General features: G+C 53.9%; 17 protein-coding genes. 10 read left to right on the forward strand and 7 right to left on the reverse strand.

Annotation, left to right across the window (positions count from 1 at the left end; all coding sequences use genetic code 11):
• From ligA to Q0711_RS04910, 4 genes are all read right to left on the reverse strand, one after another.
• Positions 1–1,876, reverse strand: a 1,876-nt coding sequence (gene ligA, locus Q0711_RS04895; RefSeq protein WP_366519088.1) for an NAD-dependent DNA ligase LigA, incomplete at its 3' end; no start/stop codon positions are given.
• A gap of 28 nt (positions 1,877–1,904) precedes the next feature.
• Entirely contained in the window at positions 1,905–2,828 is a 924-nt protein-coding gene (locus Q0711_RS04900; protein WP_298614043.1) for an NAD(+) kinase, read from the reverse strand.
• Between the two features lie 8 nt (positions 2,829–2,836).
• Positions 2,837–3,829 (reverse strand): NAD(P)H-binding protein, encoded by a 993-nt coding sequence (locus Q0711_RS04905; protein ID WP_298614041.1) that lies wholly within the window; start codon positions 3,827–3,829, stop codon positions 2,837–2,839.
• A 107-nt stretch (positions 3,830–3,936) separates the two neighbouring features.
• Positions 3,937–4,464, reverse strand: coding sequence for a pentapeptide repeat-containing protein (locus Q0711_RS04910; RefSeq protein ID WP_298614039.1), 528 nt, complete (start codon positions 4,462–4,464; stop codon positions 3,937–3,939).
• Between the two features lie 46 nt (positions 4,465–4,510).
• Here Q0711_RS04910 and aat point away from each other — a divergent pair, with 46 nt between their 5' ends.
• The 4 genes from aat to Q0711_RS04930 all read left to right on the forward strand — a co-directional run bounded on the left by aat (position 4,511) and on the right by Q0711_RS04930 (position 9,352).
• Complete coding sequence (gene aat / locus Q0711_RS04915; RefSeq protein ID WP_298614037.1) at positions 4,511–5,101, forward strand: leucyl/phenylalanyl-tRNA--protein transferase; 591 nt, start codon at positions 4,511–4,513, stop codon at positions 5,099–5,101.
• 409 nt (positions 5,102–5,510) lie between these two features.
• A complete protein-coding gene (locus tag Q0711_RS04920) occupies positions 5,511–7,196 on the forward strand; it encodes a B12-binding domain-containing radical SAM protein (RefSeq protein WP_298618025.1) in 1,686 nt (561 codons plus the stop codon).
• 99 nt (positions 7,197–7,295) lie between these two features.
• On the forward strand, positions 7,296–7,640 hold the full coding sequence (locus Q0711_RS04925) for a metalloregulator ArsR/SmtB family transcription factor (RefSeq protein ID WP_298614035.1): 345 nt from the start codon (positions 7,296–7,298) through the stop codon (positions 7,638–7,640).
• A gap of 80 nt (positions 7,641–7,720) precedes the next feature.
• Positions 7,721–9,352, forward strand: a complete 1,632-nt coding sequence (locus Q0711_RS04930) for a CTP synthase (RefSeq protein WP_298614030.1) — start codon at positions 7,721–7,723, stop codon at positions 9,350–9,352.
• Here Q0711_RS04930 and Q0711_RS04935 read toward each other — a convergent pair.
• Positions 9,349–9,594, reverse strand: a complete 246-nt coding sequence (locus Q0711_RS04935; protein WP_299041816.1) for a FeoA family protein — start codon at positions 9,592–9,594, stop codon at positions 9,349–9,351. The genes Q0711_RS04930 and Q0711_RS04935 overlap by 4 nt on opposite strands.
• Positions 9,591–11,780: a CHASE2 domain-containing serine/threonine-protein kinase gene (locus tag Q0711_RS04940; RefSeq protein WP_298614026.1), complete on the reverse strand. Its 2,190-nt coding sequence runs from the start codon at positions 11,778–11,780 to the stop codon at positions 9,591–9,593. Before Q0711_RS04940 ends, Q0711_RS04935 begins: the two co-directional genes overlap by 4 nt.
• A 378-nt stretch (positions 11,781–12,158) precedes the next feature.
• On the opposite strand from Q0711_RS04940, the gene Q0711_RS04945 reads away from it, so the two are divergent.
• From Q0711_RS04945 to Q0711_RS04970, 6 genes are all read left to right on the forward strand, one after another.
• Complete coding sequence (locus tag Q0711_RS04945) at positions 12,159–13,226, forward strand: LysR family transcriptional regulator (RefSeq protein ID WP_298614046.1); 1,068 nt, start codon at positions 12,159–12,161, stop codon at positions 13,224–13,226.
• An 82-nt stretch (positions 13,227–13,308) separates the two neighbouring features.
• Complete coding sequence (rpsO, locus tag Q0711_RS04950; protein WP_298614044.1) at positions 13,309–13,578, forward strand: 30S ribosomal protein S15; 270 nt, start codon at positions 13,309–13,311, stop codon at positions 13,576–13,578.
• Positions 13,579–13,583: 5 nt separating this feature from the next.
• Positions 13,584–14,045 (forward strand): PAM68 family protein, encoded by a 462-nt coding sequence (locus Q0711_RS04955; protein WP_298614024.1) that lies wholly within the window; start codon positions 13,584–13,586, stop codon positions 14,043–14,045.
• Positions 14,046–14,273: 228 nt separating this feature from the next.
• Positions 14,274–14,399: a hypothetical protein gene (locus Q0711_RS04960; RefSeq protein WP_298617134.1), complete on the forward strand. Its 126-nt coding sequence runs from the start codon at positions 14,274–14,276 to the stop codon at positions 14,397–14,399.
• A 159-nt stretch (positions 14,400–14,558) separates the two neighbouring features.
• A complete protein-coding gene (gene petH / locus Q0711_RS04965) occupies positions 14,559–15,719 on the forward strand; it encodes a ferredoxin--NADP reductase (protein ID WP_298614020.1) in 1,161 nt (386 codons plus the stop codon).
• A 191-nt stretch (positions 15,720–15,910) separates the two neighbouring features.
• The gene (locus Q0711_RS04970) at positions 15,911–16,195 is read left to right on the forward strand and encodes a hypothetical protein (protein ID WP_298614018.1); all 285 of its coding nucleotides are present in this window, start codon (positions 15,911–15,913) and stop codon (positions 16,193–16,195) included.
• Here the strand turns inward: Q0711_RS04970 and Q0711_RS04975 are convergent.
• Positions 16,192–17,466, reverse strand: a 1,275-nt coding sequence (locus tag Q0711_RS04975; protein ID WP_299041820.1) for an isochorismate synthase, incomplete at its 5' end; no start/stop codon positions are given. The genes Q0711_RS04970 and Q0711_RS04975 overlap by 4 nt on opposite strands.

The raw sequence follows: 17,466 nt of genomic DNA on the forward strand, positions 1-17,466 counted from the left end.
GGGTGAGACTGGGCAGAGTGCCTGTAATCACAAAGCGTTTGCCGGCAAGGACTTGCCCTGCCGTTGGCGCCGTGGGAGTCTCCGCTGCCAGTTGTAGCCCCAGGGCTTTGAGATCCGCAATGAGGGCTTGGTGCTCTGGGGTCTGGAACCACTCGTGAACAGCTTGGGCAATTTCCTCCCCAATGCCATAGACCCCACACAGATCGGCGACGGTGGCAGTGGCTAGTTCCTCCACAGACTTGAAGTGATTGGCAAGGACTTGGGCATTGACGCTCCCCACATGGCGAATACCTAGGCCATAGAGCACCCGTGGCCAGGGTTGGGCTTTGGAGTTAGCGATCGCCTGTAACAACTTATCAGCGGACTTCTGGCCCATGCGCTCGAGGCTCAAGAGTTGTTCTGCCCTGAGGCGGTAGAGATCCGCGGGGGTGCGCACCAGCTCCTTGGCTACAAGCTGCCGTACCAGCTTTTCCCCTAACCCTTGAATATCCAAGGCATCCCGACTTGCCCAGTGGAGAATTTGCCCGCGCACGATCGCCGGACACTGCGGATTAACACAGCGACTCACCACTTCGTTAGCAGGGCGGACAACGGGTTGATGGCATTCGGGACAAATTGTCGGCATCCTAAAGGGTCGAGCCGTGGCTGGTCGCAATTCCGGAAACACCCGCACAATCTCTGGAATGATTTCGCCGGCCTTGTGGATCACCACCTTATCGCCGATGTGCAGATCCAGTTCAGCAATATAGTCTGCATTGTGGAGCGTTGCCCGCGAGACCGTCGTTCCGGCAAGTTGCACCGGCACCAGTTCCGCCACGGGGGTCAAAGCACCCGTACGCCCTACCTGCACCGTAATTGCCACCACGTCGGTAATTACCTGCTCCGGCTCGTACTTCCAAGCAATGCAGCCGCGGGGAAATTTTTGTGTAAAACCCAGCGTCTGTTGCAGCGCCAGATCGTTGAGCTTGACCACAATGCCATCGGTGAGATAGGGAAGGGTGTGGCGGGCCGTTTGCCAGTGGTCATAGTAGCTCTTCACCGCCTCTAGGTTCGGACAGTCGGCATTGTGGGGATTGACGCGAAAACCAAGGCGTTGCAGCGCGCTGAGCACCTGTCGTTGCGATTGGGGCTCGCCCTCTAGTTCCTCTCCCAAAGGAACAGAACCCCCTTCAGGCAAATGCAAGGCGTAGGCAAAGAAGTCCAGTTGACGCTGAGCAACAATGCGGGGATCCAGTTGACGCAGGGTACCCGCTGCGGCGTTGCGCGGATTGGCAAAGGGCGGGTCTCCTTGAGCTTGGCGTTCTTCGTTGAGTTGATGGAAGCGTGCCAACGGCAAAAAGGCCTCACCGCGCACTTCCACAATGGGGGGTGGGTTCTCTACCGCCAGCCGCAGGGGAATCGTGCGAATCGTGCGCACATTGCTGGTAATGTCCTCACCGCGAAGGCCATCCCCCCGCGTTGCCCCCCGCACCAGTAAACCGTTCTCGTAGGTCAGAGCCAGGGCCACGCCGTCCATTTTCAGTTCACAGAGGTATGCCGTGGGGGGGAGGGGTTCCCCTTGCCGTAAGGTGCGCCAATGGCGCTGCCAGCGCTCCTGCCATGCCACCATATCGGCAAAGGTGAAGGCATTTTCAAGGCTATAGAGGGGAATGCGATGGCTGACACTCTCAAATTGGTTGACGGGTGCTTCGCCAACCCGCTGGGTTGGACTGTCGGGGGTAATGTATTCAGGATAAGCGGCTTCTAGTGCCTGAAGTTCGCGATAGAGCTGGTCATAGACCTCATCTTCCATGATCGGCTGATCGAGAGCATAATAGGCGTAGCTCGCACGCTGAAGTAGATGTCGCAGTTGCTGAATCCGTTCGGCTGCCGTCATCATGGTTGTTCCTTTGAGACCAGTTGCCCTATCCATCTGGGCTATTCTTGGGGCGCGGTTTAGCGACATGGGGCAGTCCCCAGCCGAGCTTTTGCTGCAGGACATGGAAGAATTCTGGGGGACGCAGGCGAATGAAGCGGGCACGGTAGGGGGCACGTTGCACAAAGACTTGATCCTCTGGCCGAATGTAGCAGCCAGCATTGCCATCCACCACCAGAATCAGATGCTTGAAGGGGTTCGCCGGATAAATCCACACCGGTTCGCTGTTGGCAAAGACAAGGGCACGGGAGGCCAAAGAGTGCGGACAAATCGGCACCAACTGCAAGGCCGCTACACCGGGGGTAATCACGGGGCCTCCCGCCGAGAGGGCATAGGCGGTAGAGCCTGTGGGGGTGGAGAGAATGAGACCATCGGCGGCAATATCAACGCGGGCATGGGCGCCCACATCCACTTCAAAATGACACATCCCCGTGAGAGGCTCTTTATGGATCACCATTTCATTGAGGGAGAGGGCTTCCCAAATCACGGTTTGATCTCGCAGGACTTGCACCGTGAGCATGGTGCGATCTTCAATTGTGTAGTCCCCCCGCAGCACTTGATCAAGGGCAGGTTCCAGATCAGCCACATAGCCCTCAGTGAGAAAACCTAAGTGCCCGGTGTTGATGGTGAGCAGGGGAATCTCACAGGGAGCCAACTGACGGAACGCAGATAAGACTGTGCCATCGCCGCCAAGCACAACTGCAAAAGCCATGGAAGTATCAAAGCCGGGGGGCACTAGTTGATCTATGGGGGTATGGCAGACGGGACTATCGGGACGAGAATAGCCAAGAATGCCACCAATCCCCGTGGCCATGTGGACTTCCCAGCCCTGAAGTTCTAAAATTTGACGGACATGGTGGGCCAATTCGACCGCGAGGGGTTTGCCTTCGTTGTAGATGATCCCCGCCTTCACAGCAACTCCTAGGGGGTGGACTTAAAGGGACTGCGTTTTTTGCGTCCAGACTTTTTCTGTTTAGCTTTTTCGTAATCCAACTCTTTGAGTTTACGCAGAATTCGGGTGAAATAGTCCTGCAAGTAGGCTTCAAGGGTGAGGGTTTCGCTGGGATCAAGGTCAAAGGTGCGATAGACCTCTTCCATCGGGGCATCAAAGACGCGACCGCTGGCAATCACTTCTGTAAAGGCTAGGCGATCGCTAATGTTCCATGTCCACTGAAACCACTGGGTGACCTGCCGTGCCGCTCGCAAAACCCCAATGGGCAAGCGGGTAATTTTTGCTTCCTGTCCTGAGAGACTTTCACATAGCTTAATAATTTCATCCGCTGTCCAAGCACGGCTGCCCGCGAGGTCAAAAGCTTTGCCATAGGTGGCGGGTCGGTCAATGGCACGCACGGCAAACTTAGCCACATCCTGGGTATCCATATAGGCAATGGCAGTGGACTCTCCCAAAACCCAAATGGATTGATTTTCCAGAATTGGGATCGCATATTGACCAATTAAGCCCTGAAAAAAGCCACAGGGACGCAGGATCGTGTAGTTGAGTCCCGATTCCCGCAAGAAGTCTTCGGTACAGTGTTTAATTTGCATTAGGGGCACGTGGGGATAGTCCTGCGCTCCCATGATTGAGAAAAAGATGAAGTGTTGAACATCGGCAGCTTGGGCAGCCTGAATCAAGTTGACTTTGCCTTGCCAATCCACTGCTGCAATGGTCAGTGTGTCGGTGGGTCGAGTGGCAGAGGCATCAATCACCACTGAGGCCTTGGCATACTTCAATGCCTCCAGAATACTGTCGGCAGCACAGAGGTTTCCCTGAAGAATAGTTGCGCCCCATTCCCGCAGAAACGTGGCTTTGGCCGGACTGCGGACAAAACAATAGACGTGGTGGCCTTCATCTAGGGCGCGGCGCACAATTTGCCGCCCTAGGGTACCCGTACCGCCAACAATAAAAATGTTCATGAAAAACTCTAGTCATAAATCTTAACTTTTGTAATACTTTATCAGAATTCCTGACGGGGGCGATCGCCTTTGGGGATCATCCTTCTCCGCAGCAAACTGGAGATGGACTAGGACACAAAGTCTTCACAGTGGAGTGTTTCCCACGTCTTGCGCCCCGTTACGGGGTTGGTGCCACTAGCCACCTTGCAGAGCTTACGCCGGGCATCTTCCCGTAATTCCACATCCGTAAAGTCGGCGCCGTTAATGATGGCATCGTCAAAGTTGGTGTTAAAGGCAAAGGCTCCCTCAAGGATGGCATTGGTGAGGTTGGCTTTGGTCAGCCGCGCGGTGTCTAGGGTGGCGTAGCGCAGGTCAGCCCCTTCTAAATTGGCCGTCTCCATATTGGCTCCAAAAAAGCTTACCCCCTGAAGATTGGTGTGGCTGAGGTTGCTGTGGAAAAGGTTGGCCTTTGTAAATTCAGACCCCCGCAGATCCCGACCCGAAAAATCCATATTGATCAAAGCTTCTTTTGTGTAATCTTCGGCGATCGCCCCCATGGGGGTAGAGAAGATCCAGAGGATGGCCAAAAATAGTGCCACCCACCAGCGCCAAGAGCGGCGAAGCGCAGCAATGACAACGGAGGATGGGAGCAGCATAGACAGAACTCCTCTCTGTTTAGCCCTACATCTTCAGCGTATCAGTATGCATCTTCCTACAGCGGTATGGGTCCGGGAAACCATCATTGAAAACGGCTACGGCCAAGGCTATTTCCTGATGGGGGAGGGCGATCGCCTAGAGTGGTACACCAGTCGCCGCCGAGCGTTAATTCCCCTGGATGAGCGGTTTCGCTACCCCAAATCCCTGCAGCGACTACTGAATCAAAATCGCTTCCAAGTAGCGATTAACCGTAACTTTGAGGCGGTAGTGGCCGGCTGTGCCGCTCGCCCCAAGACTTGGATAACTCCCCGTTTGCAGGAGTTGTATTATTTGCTGCACGCCACGGGCTGGGCAGTGAGCTTTGAAACCTGGCAGGGCGATGAACTCGCAGGGGGCATTCTCGGTATTGTTATTGGGGGTGCCTTTATTGGCGAGTCCATGTTCTACCGCATTCCCGATGGCTCGAAGGTGGCGATGGTGAAACTGGTGGAACATCTGCGGCGACGGGGTTTTCTACTGTTTGATGCCCAACTGCAAAATCCTCATCTTGAGCGTTTTGGGGCATATGTTGTCAGCGATCGCGAGTACCGACAGCTCTTGGCACAGGCAATTCGCAAACCCTGTCAATTTCTCTGAGGCTCTAATCTCCCTTCAAACAGAGGCTGTGTTAGTAGAACCCCTGCAAGCCTTCCTACTATCGGCGTGTTGTACAACCGTTTTCACGGGAGTAGTCCGGCAATGCCGCAGAGTCACGTTCCTCAAGATATTAACCCGGTTAGAAAACAGCCGTAGGCGGCGTTGCTGTTCTTCAGAGCTGTCTGTAATTGCGAGGACAGGCGAGCGAGCCGTGAAGGTGTCCTACTCAGATATTGCAGTTTTAGGATAAACAACCCCTGCGCTTAAGACCTATTTAAGACCCGTCTATTAGGCTTAATGTTACAAAGAGCTAGTATAAAACCTAGGCGATAGCCGCATTTGTAGGCTATACCTAGTGAAAAGCCTGAAAAGTCTAATAAAAAGTGCGTGTAGGGAGGAGTCGTGGGCTATGAACCTCAGTGGGAGCACCGATGAGATTAAAGTGGTTCCCGAGATGACCGGTGGTCGAGTGCCCTATACCCCCCGCAACCATCGCCGTATCCTTTGCATTTTTCCCCGCTATAGCCGCTCCTTTGGGACGTTTCACCACGCTTACCCCCTCATGGGCACGGTGCGCGCCTTTATGCCACCCCAAGGCATTTTGTTGGTGGCTGCCTATCTGCCAGAGTCTTGGGAGGTGCGCCTGATTGATGAAAACGTACGTCCCGCAACCGATGCCGACTATGCTTGGGCCGATATTGTCATTACCAGCGGTATGCACATTCAGCGGCCGCAAATTTTAGAAATCAATGAAATTGCCCATCGTCACGGTAAACTCACTGCCTTGGGAGGACCTTCGGTCTCCAGCTGTCCGGAATACTATCCTGATGTGGATATTCTCCACCTGGGGGAACTGGGGGATGCCACCGATAAAATGATTGCCTACTTTGACGAGTACGGCAGCCAGCGACCACCTCAACAACTGATCTTCAAAACCACGGCACGGTTACCGCTGAGTGAGTTTCCCACCCCTGCCTACCAGCACGTGCGCATGGAAAATTATTTCCTTGGTAGCATTCAGTTTTCCAGTGGCTGTCCCTTTCGCTGTGAGTTTTGCGATATTCCCGAACTCTATGGCCGCAATCCGCGTCTGAAAACGCCGCAGCAAATCCTCAAGGAACTGGATACAATGCTGGCTTCCGGGAATCCAGGGGCGGTCTATTTTGTTGATGACAACTTTATTGGCAACCGCCGCGCCGTCACTGAACTGCTGCCGCACCTGATTGACTGGCAAAAGGCCAATGGCTATCCCGTGCAATTTGCTTGCGAAGCAACCCTGAACATTGCCCAAAGCCCGAAACTCTTGGAAATGATGCGGGAAGCCTATTTTTGTACAATTTTCTGTGGCATTGAAACGCCAGAACCTGAGGCACTTCATGCCATCCACAAGGATCAAAACCTAAGTATGCCGATTTTGCAGGCAGTGCAAACCCTCAATCGCTACGGCATGGAAGTGGTCTCTGGGATCATCATCGGTTTTGATACGGATACGCCCCAAACGGGCGATCGCATCCTTGAGTTTATTCGTGCTTCCCACATCCCCATATTGACGATTAACTTGCTGCACGCCCTACCCCGTACCCCCCTCTGGCGTCGCCTTGAAGCGGAAGGCCGCCTCAACCATGATGAAAACCGCGAGTCAAATGTTGAATTCCTCATGCCCTATGAAGAAGTGGTGGAAATGTGGCGCCGCACGATCACAACCGCCTATGAACCAGAATTCCTCTACGAGCGGTTTGCCTATCAAATGGAGCACACGTATCCCAACCGCATTGCCGTGCCCAATAGCCCAGCCCGCCTCAGCCGTGAAAATATCCTGCGGGGACTGCGGATTATGAAAAATCTCCTCTGGCATGTCGGTCTGTGGGGCAGCTATCGCAAGACGTTTTGGAAACTGGCATGGCCTGCCCTGAAAAAAGGTCAAGTTGAACAAGTGATCCACGTGGGTGTGGTCGGGCATCATCTAATTAACTTTGCCCAAGAATGTGCCCGCGGTGAGGAAGCGGCGTCCTTCTATGCCCAACGCCTACGCCGACAGCACACAACAGCCGCCTTGTCCAAACCTGCTCTCAAGTTACCGCTGAAACTACGCTAATGCTCCGCGGGGAATTCCCCATTCCTAAGATAGGGGCTTTATTTACTGTAAAGTCATATAATATAAAATTAAGGTTAAGTCATTTTAATCTACGTCTCTATGGTTGACCTTCCCTCCCCTGACTTGCTCACCCATGTGGCCGAGTATTTCAAAGTCCTCTCGGAACCCAGTCGCCTGCAAGTACTCTGTGCCCTAAAACAAGGACGACGTAATGTTTCAGAGATTATTCAAGAGACGGGGTTGGGGCAAGCCAATGTCTCCAAGCATTTGAAAACCCTTGCTCAGGCGGGTCTGGTGCGGCGACAACCCCAAGGGGTTACGGTCTATTATGAAATTGCTGACCCGACAATCTTTCCCCTGTGTGATCTGGTATGCCAGCGGTTGAGGCAGCGGATTGAAGAGCAGTCCCAAGTGGTCAAAGAATTGGTGCAGAATTTCTCCTAGGCGCCATCCCCCAATATGCGAGAATAGTTGCGTAGGTTTTGATGAGTATGCCCTCTGCAGCTCAGCACTAGCATTCAGCAATGACGAAATATGTTTTTGTAACTGGCGGTGTGGTCTCCAGTATTGGGAAGGGAATTGTTGCCGCTAGTCTAGGGCGCCTATTAAAATCACGGCAGTATTCTGTGTCGATTCTCAAGCTTGATCCCTACATTAATGTGGATCCCGGGACGATGAGTCCCTTCCAGCACGGGGAAGTGTTTGTGACCGACGATGGTGCCGAAACGGATTTGGACTTAGGGCACTACGAACGCTTTACAGATACACCCATGTCCCGCCTCAATAGCGTGACGACGGGATCCATCTACCAAGCGGTAATTAATAAAGAGCGACGCGGTGACTACATGGGGGGCACGGTGCAGGTGATCCCCCACATTACGAATGAGATTAAAGAACGCATTCTGCGGGTGGCCAAGGACAAAAACCCCGATGTGGTGATTATTGAAATTGGGGGCACTGTTGGCGATATTGAGTCACTGCCCTTTCTGGAGGCCATCCGCCAGTTTCGTACCGAGGTGGGGCGGCACCATGTGCTGTTTATGCACGTAACCTTGGTGCCTTGGATTCCCTCGGCGGGGGAGATGAAAACAAAACCCACCCAACACTCGGTGAAGGAATTGCGCTCGATTGGGATTCAGCCGGATATTCTCATCTGCCGTTGCGATCGCCCCCTTGTTCCCGGCATCAAAGAAAAGCTCTCCCAATTTTGTGATGTCCCTGTGGAATGTGTGATTCCCTCGCCGGATGCCAAAAGCATTTATGAAGTGCCCCTACTCCTTGAACGCGAAGGGTTAGCCACCCAAGTCTTGCGTTTGTTGAACTTGGAGCAGCGGCAACCGGATCTCAGTCAGTGGCAAGCCCTTGTGGAGCGGCTCTACCGTTCCCACACGCCGTTGGAGGTGGCGATCGTTGGCAAGTATGTGCGCCTCAGCGATGCCTATCTTTCAGTGGTGGAAGCCCTGCGGCACTCGGCGATCGCCCTTGATCAGGAGTTGCGTATCCGCTGGGTCAACTCCGAAGAAATCGTTGACCATGGAGTGGATAATGCCCTTCGCAATGTTGCCGCGATTGTTGTGCCGGGAGGCTTCGGCATTCGGGGAGTTGAAGGCAAAATTGCCGCCATTCAGTATGCCCGTGAGCAGGGGATTCCCTTTTTGGGGTTGTGCTTGGGGATGCAATGCGCGGTGATTGAGTGGGCACGCCATATTGCAGGGTTGGAAAATGCCAACAGTGCCGAATTTGATGCCAATACGCCCCATCCGGTGATTCACCTGTTGCCCGAACAGCAGGACATTGTGGATTTGGGGGGAACGATGCGCTTGGGCTTGTATGCCTGTCGCCTCACCCCCAATTCCCTTGCCGAAAAGCTCTACGGGGAAACGGTCATCTACGAGCGACACCGCCACCGCTACGAGTTTAACAATGCCTATCGCAGTCTCTTTTTGGAAACGGGCTATCGAATTACGGGCACCTCTCCCGATGGCCGCTTAGTGGAAATTATCGAGTATCCGGCTCACCCCTTCTTTATTGCGGTGCAGTTTCACCCTGAGTTTCGCTCCCGTCCCAATGCACCCCATCCCCTCTTTTACGGCTTGCTGGCGGCAGCAGCTCAGGATGCCAATCGCGAGAATCCGCAACTCGTGCCAACTCTCTAGTTTTTCAAGGGTTCCACCACAATGGTGCGCGCCTCCGTTGCCCGTAGGGCCACATCGGTCAGGGTACCCACCCGCACGGCAAAGGTTTGACTGAAGGGGGCACGACGCAGCAGGGTAACGGTTTGGCCAACCGTGAATCCCACGGCGGCAAGGCGGCGTTGCCAAGCGGCTGTTCCCTCAATGGCAGTGATACGCGCCGAGGTACCAAGGGGAAGGTCAGAGAGCAACACAGGACGATTCACAAAATAATTCCCAGGACGGATGAAGCGGGCGTCCCTAGACGTCGCACATCTTGAAGGGCTTCCTTAGCCGAGGGGTAGCGATCGCTAAAGTTAAATTTCACCATCTTATTGAGCACTGCCGCTAGACCTTCACTCACGGTGACACACCGTTGCCAATCCACTTCACCTGTCCGTGAATCTCGCGGTAGATCGCGGGGCTTAATGCCGGTTAGGGCTTGCAGGGCAATCATGCCCACGGCGTAAACATCACTGCTGAGGGTGGGCTGACCAGAGAGCTGCTCTGGCGGTGCATACCCCATCGTACCAATGACCACGGTGCTCCCTTGGGTTTTTGCCACTTCTTGGGGTTGAATTTGCTTGACTGCCCCAAAGTCAATCAATACCAGCTTGCGATCGCTGGCACGGCGAATAATATTGTCGGGCTTAATATCGCGGTGAATCACATAGTGACTGTGGACAAAACTCAGCACTTCTAAGATTTCTCGGAGGAGTTGGAGGGCTTGGGCTTCCGTGTATTTTTGTTTGAGTTCTTGACTCAGCGACTGACCTTCAATAAATTCTTGAACTAGATAAAACTCCTGATTTTCCTCCACATAGGCAAGCAAGAGGGGAATTTGATCGTGGCGGCCTAGCTTTTCAAGGATTTCTGCCTCGGTGTTGAAGAGTCGCCGTGCCACCTGCATAAAGTGCTCATCGGTGCGTCCCGGACGCAAATGCTTGACGACACAGAGGGGATTTCCCGGCCGCTGGGTGTCTTGAGCCAAATAGGTGCGGCTAAAGCCCCCTGACCCCAAGACTTTTTGGATTTTGTAGCGACCACTGAGGAGAGAGCGGGGTTTGCCCGTAATTTCTGTCGGTTCTCGCAGTGCTGCATTGAGGGCTGCTGTATCCTCCGCCATCAGCGATCGCAATAACGCCAAAGCTTTTTCCTGTTCCTGCACTTTGGCTTGGAAAGATTTCCGCTCCTGCTGCGCCTGATAACCAACGTAGCCCACCATGACCGCATTGCTGAGCACTAGGGCGATCGCCGGCGGCATCACGGGAATCCAGCCACTCGCCATGACAAAAATGCCAAAGCCGCTGCCAAAGAGAATCACTAGGCCGCCGGCAACGGCGATACCCAACCACAGCGGTTGCCGCAACCACCAGCCCAGAGCACTGCCCACCCCGGCCCACAGGAGAATCCAACCTAGCACCAGCGGCAGTGGCCAGTACCAAATGGGACCCTCCCCATCGAGAGCAGCACTCAGGAATTGACTCACCATCTGGCCATGGACAACCACCCCCGGCATTTGCTGCGTCACCGCATCACTGCCACTATAGGGCGTGAGGAAAGTATCCTTGATACTCGGTGCAGACACCCCAATCAAAACCACGCGATCGCGAATTAGGTCTTCGCTTATCCGTCCGGTCAGGACATCCGTGAGGGAAACTGTCGGCCCCACTGCGGTGCGTGAGCGGTACTTCAGCAGGGTTTGCATCCCGCGATCGTCCACCCCCACATAGCCACCGGCATCACTGGTGAGGAGAGGAAAATGCACACCGTTCAGGGTCAAACCCTTGTCATCGAGTTTAATGGTCTGAGTTGGCTCCTGATCCAGGTAACGTAGTGCCACCATTAGGGCAAAGGAAAAGGGCGTTGTACACCGCTGCGCTCTAGGATTGCTGATTGCAAATAGATTGCGGCGAATGACGCCATCGTTGTCGAGGGGAATATCGGCAAAGCCCACCCGCTCTGGCACTTGCTCCAAGGGAATACTCGGTGGCGGCGGCACTTCGGGTTGTTCTGCTGTTTCGCCCATGGATTTGCACACTGGAATAATACGCGGATTAACGCGAATCATGTTTTGCAGCGCAGCATGGCCAGGGGGCTGCGGCAAATCACGAAAAATATCCAAGCCGATGACACGAGGACTTGCCGCATTGAGGCGGGTGAGCAGATCCGCCAGCGTCGCATCTGGCAGCGGCCACGTTTTTTGCGCTTGAATGTCCTGCTCCGTCACCAGCACCGTCAGGATACGCGAATCGGGGTCGCGGGCGGGTTGCAATTGCACATAGAAGTCATACAAACTCAGTTCCGATGGCTGGAGCAGTCCCAGTTGGCGCATGCCCATCACCACAGCAGCCACCCCTAGGGTGGTAGCAACAACCGGCAGCGGCAGCCACTTGGGCCAAGCGTAGGGCACGATTTTACCTCCGCGGGCAATTGTGTAGCGGCTCTTCGAGAGCATCGCTAGACCGATTTTAGCGAACGGCAATCTTCCCTTTTCGCTACTGCTAGAAGATGAGCAACTCAGTAGGGGGTCAAGAAGTCACAAATGCAGGCAAATGTTCGGGTGGGGCTGGATCGGGGACCGGTGGCTCCATAGCGAAATAACGTAACAGCCTGTAACAAAAGTCAGCGATCCCCTGGGGGAAACCCAACCCTTACAATAGGTTCAGACGTGCTGTTGTGGATCACTGGCACGCCAAAGTCTTTTTGCGGGGAGAGATATCAATTGGGCATGATTCCTGATAAGTTCAGAAAAACGCCTTTTAATGGCACGCCGATGGCCTCAATGCCTATGTCCGAATTGCCCTTTTCCCTTGATCAATTGCGCATCCTGAAGGCGATCGCCCTCGAAGGCAGCTTTAAGCGAGCTGCTGACAGCCTCTACGTTTCCCAACCCGCAGTGAGTTTACAGGTGCAAAACCTAGAGCGCCAACTGGATGTTCCCCTATTTGATCGCGGGGGACGCCGCGCCCAACTCACCGAAGCCGGAAAACTCCTACTGGACTACGGCGATCGAATTCTCTCCCTGTGCCATGAAGCCTGCCGCGCCATCGAAGACCTGCAAAAATTGCAAGGGGGGACACTCATCATTGGGGCGAGTCAAACCACTGGCACCTACCTGATGCCCCGCATGATTGGGCTATTTCGCAGCAAGTATCCCGAAGTTGCTGTTCAACTCCATGTCCATTCCACCCGCCGCACCTGCTGGAGTTTGGTCAACGGCCAAATTGATCTGGCAATCATTGGCGGTGAAGTCCCTTCAGAACTGAGTGAGCAAATCACCGTTACCCCCTATGCTGAGGATGAACTGGCTCTCGTTTTACCGGTAGATCATCCCTTGGCGAGTGCCGAAACCCTCACCAAAGAAGACTTGTACAAATTGGGCTTTATTGCCCTCGATGCCCAATCCACGATTCGCAAGGTGATTGATCAGGTTCTCCAGCGCGCCAACATTGACCCTCGCCGCCTCAAGGTAGAGATGGAGTTAAATTCTATCGAGGCGATTAAAAATGCCGTGCAGTCGGGCTTAGGGGCTGCTTTTGTCTCCGTTTCCGCCATTGAGAAGGAGCTACAACTAGGGAGCCTACGGCGGGTGGGCATTGAAAATGTGGTAGTGAAACGCACACTGTCGCTGATTACCAATCCCAATCGCTACCGATCGCGGGCAGCAGAGGTCTTCTGCCGCGAAATTCTCACCCAATTTGCCACCTTCGCTATTGATACAGAACTGACAACGGCCAAACCGCCGATTTCCGATAGCGAAAAACCCCTCAAGGAACTGCTGACGATCGCCCCCACTGAGGAAAACAGCACCAATGTCAGCAATTCCCAGGGCAGTGCAGGTAAACAGGCAGAATAGTTGCAGTTCAAGGAGTTTATTATTTGAAAAGAACGGAGTATGATAATAGATCGCGCCGTTCATAATTGAATAATTGATGACCATGGCTCTACAACACGACGTCAAACAAAAAATCATTAACACCTACCAAATCCACGCTACGGATACCGGCTCTGCGGATGTCCAAGTTGCTATCCTCACGGAGCGGATCAAGCAGCTTTCCGAACATCTAAAGGCGAATAAAAAAGATCACGCCTCTCGCCGAGGATTACTGAAAATCATTGGTCGTCGCAAGCGGCTCTTGGCCTACCTCCATCGCCATGATGCCCAACGCTATCGCCAACTCATTGAACGTCTCGGAATTCGGGGTTAAGGACAATGGCAAAACGGTCGGATCTGCCTTTTGAACCTAAAAAGAAAAAAGGAGCAACCAAGTCTGTCAAAGCTCCTGCCACCGCAGCCGTCCGTTCTAATGCCTCAAAACCTTCACCCAAGCAAGCCAAAAGTACAGGGATTCCTGAAATTGTTAGCCAGCGGATGGTTGCCCGGATGGCCATTTTCTGCGGTACCCCTACTCTTTTGGGATTGATGACGTTTCCCCTGAGCTATTTCATTGTGCATGAGGGTTGGTTTCAGTTGCCCAATGTAGCCGTTGTCATCGCCACTCTCGGTCTCTTTGGCCTTGGTGCCCTTGGGCTGAGCTACGGCATTCTTTCGGCCTCTTGGGATGAGCACGAACAGGGAAGTTGGCTTGGCTGGCGAGAGTTCCGCACCAATTTCGGTCGCGTCGTGGAGAGTTGGCAGGCCTATCAAGCCCGGCGATCGCCGAATGCAGATTGAGCACTCTCCGCTCATTAAGAACATCTGAAGAATCGGTGAGAGATTTTAATTGCTGCCCTAGGTTGATTCTTGACTATCCTATTGCGCCAGCTCCCCATGGCGTTGTCATTTTTGGTTTAACGCAGGTTTCTAACGACATCTCCAATTTAGGGATTTCCTATGCCAAGTTGCCAGTGCAACCCTACCTTCGGCATTGGCATCCTGACCACCACCCTTGGAGACTGTCCTATGGCAAAATTAGTGGCACCTGCCGATGCCGCCTTGTACGAGGCCAAACGCTCAGGGCGCGATCGCTATATCTTGCAAACCCATGCTGAGGGGGGAGAACCTGTCTCTTGTGGGCAAGAAATTTAGCCCTATCCCTAGGAAAAGCCCCTGTCGCTGCCCTTGCTAGATATAATGTGGGTGGCCGAAGCACGGCAATCCCATAGCCAAAACGTGATAGTAGATCGCGGTTGGGACGTTGTGTTGCAGAATGTAAAGCTGAGTTAATTTTTGGAGATCGTGTAGCCCATGTACAATGTGACCAGTTCTGGCAGTCGGATGTTTCGCTATGAAGTGGTGGGACTGCGACAAAATGCCGAGACCGATAAAACTGACTATGCCATCCGCAACAGTGGCAGTCAATTTTTCAACGTTCCCTATGACCGCATGAATCAGTTTATGCAGCAAATTACCCGCTGGGGGGGCAGAATTGTTAGCATTCAACCCCTCAATGGTACAGGTGCGCCCTTGACTGCTGCCACGGAATCTGCATCCAACAACGGTGCTGCCGCTGTTAAAGAAAAGAAAGTTGATATTCCCCTTAACATCTATCGTCCTAACAACCCCTGCATCGGCAAGGTTATCTCCAATGAAGAATTAGTGCGGGAAGGGGGCGAGGGAACCGTCAAGCACATTATTTTTGACATTTCCGGCACCGAGTTGCGCTACCTCGAAGGCCAAAGTATTGGGATCATTCCTGCGGGCACCGACGCTAACGGCAAACCCCACAAACTGCGCCTCTACTCCATTGCCTCGAGCCGCCATGGCGACTTTCAAGATGATAAAACGGTTTCCCTCTGTGTGCGGCGTCTAGAGTACAAGGACAAAGAAACCGGTGAAACTATCTACGGCGTGTGTTCCTCCTACCTCAACCAGTTAAAACCCGGCGATGAGGTGAAAATTACCGGGCCAGTGGGCAAAGAAATGCTCCTGCCTGAGGACCCCGAAGCCACGATTATCATGCTGGCAACGGGAACCGGGATTGCCCCCTTCCGTGCCTTTTTGTGGCGCATGTTCAAAGAAAATAACCCCGATTATCAATTCAAGGGGCTGGCGTGGCTCTTCTTTGGTGTCGCCTACACCGCCAATATCCTCTACAAGGATGAGCTAGAGGCACTACAGGCCAAATATCCCGATCACTTCCGCCTCACCTATGCCATCAGCCGCGAACAGAAAACCCCCGACGGCGGCAAGATGTACATCCAAGGCCGCATTGCCGAGCACGCCGATGAACTCTGGCAACTCCTCCAGAAGAAAAATACCCACGTTTACATCTGTGGTCTCAAGGGGATGGAGCCGGGGATTGATGAGGCGATGACCGCAGCGGCGGCTAAAAATGGTGCCGATTGGCAGGAATTCCTCAAGGGCACGCTTAAGAAAGAGGGTCGCTGGCACGTGGAAACCTACTAGAGAGAGCACTGGGGGGCGATCGCCCCCTTTTTCCGTCAATGCCGCTGGACTTTTGGATCTGTCAGGATAGAAGTAGCCTAGTACCTGAAGATCAATACTTGCTTTGGCGTACGGTCGCTAAAATACAGCCCATTTAACGCCAAGCTGCTAGCATTCCCATGTTCTGATGGTGAGTCACTGAGCGATCGCCTATGATTTATCCTCGCTTTCTGCGCAAAGCCTACCGCAAAGAACCCATCTCTGCCTTCCTCCTGCTGATGGGAGGGGTTGATTCGACCATTGGTGGCTTGGGGGGCTACAACGGTCTATTGCTATTGGGTCTGGGTCTAATGGGAAGTGCGCTCCTCTTTCGCTTCCTTCAGCGATCGCCGGAACGTTCTTTTCCTGAGAAGGTACCCCAGTATGCCCTGCCGCCCCAATCCTCTCAACCCTTGCCAATGCTGACCATCAGCAAAAAGCAGCCCCCCCTACGCTAGGCCAAAGCGGCGATCATTGTCTGAAACTTCCACAGGATTTCCTGCCATTCGCGTTCCGGCTGAGAGCCTTTAACAATACCAGCTCCAGCAAAGAGATGGGCACAGTTTCCCTGAAGCTGAGCAGAACGGATACCGACGATAAACTCCCCTTCTCCGTTGGGTGTCACCCAGCCAAGGGGAGCGGCATAGCCCCTGCGATCGAAGGATTCCAGTTGCCGCAGCCAGTGTTGTGCCCGTGAAGCGGGATACCCCGCCACTGCTGGGGTAGGATGGAGGGCAGCAACCACCTGGAGAATATGAGTTGGCCGAGGAACGGGAGCCTGAACTAGGGTCTGCAAATGTTGAATATGACTCAATTCAAGGATGCGGGGCTGGGGAGGTACCTCACAGATCATGCCGAGCTGCTGGAGGGTTTGGCAGAGAAACTCGACAATCACTTGATGCTCGTAACGCTCCTTAGGACTTTGGTAGAGGCCATGGCGCAGGTTTTGATCCTCTTGCAGCGTTTGGCCCCGCGGACGGGAACCCGCCAAGGCATCGGCCCAGAGAACGCCGTTGGCAATTTTAACCAACCGTTCGGGACTGGCTCCCACAAAGACCGGTTGCCGCTGTTGACCCACACTGAAGATGTAGCAATTGCCATGGTGCTGGCGCAGGTTGTGTAACGTCCCCAGCCAACTAAACTCTTGGGGTTGCTCTAGGGTAAGGGCAGCAGCCAAAACCAATTTCTCTAAGTCTCCCTCCCCTAGGAGCTGGAGGGCACGATTGGCACTCGCAATAAATTGTTCATATTGCTGGGGCAGAGGCGGTAGAGCGATCCCCAGGGGGGGTGGACAAGGGGGCGGATCGGCGAGAAGGTGTGCTAGTGCCCGCTGCACCAGTTGCCAGTCTTGCCAAAGGCGATGAGGTGTACTGGTTTCTAAGGCACAATTGAGGGTGAGCCAAACATGATCAAGATGCTGCATCACCTGCCAGCGGGGTAAGACCCCCCGATTCGAGCCTGTGTGCTCCCAAAAACTAAATTGACAGAAGACGCGCGGTTCGGCTGGGGCGATCGCCCACACGCGGCCGAGGGTTTGTTCACTAAAACGCTGGAGTTGCGTAAACCGTTGATCTCCTTGAGCATGACGAGTTGCCACCACACCACAGGCAGCAACAATCTGCCCCGCTTGCTCAAGGTAAAAATGCTCACTTTCGCCACTGACCTGCATCAGGCCAGCCAACAGCATTAGGGGATCAACCGTCGGTAAAGGCAGCCCCAGACTCAGGAA

The organism is uncultured Thermosynechococcus sp. (assembly GCF_937958135.1).
In the GTDB taxonomy this organism is placed as follows: domain Bacteria; phylum Cyanobacteriota; class Cyanobacteriia; order Thermosynechococcales; family Thermosynechococcaceae; genus Thermosynechococcus.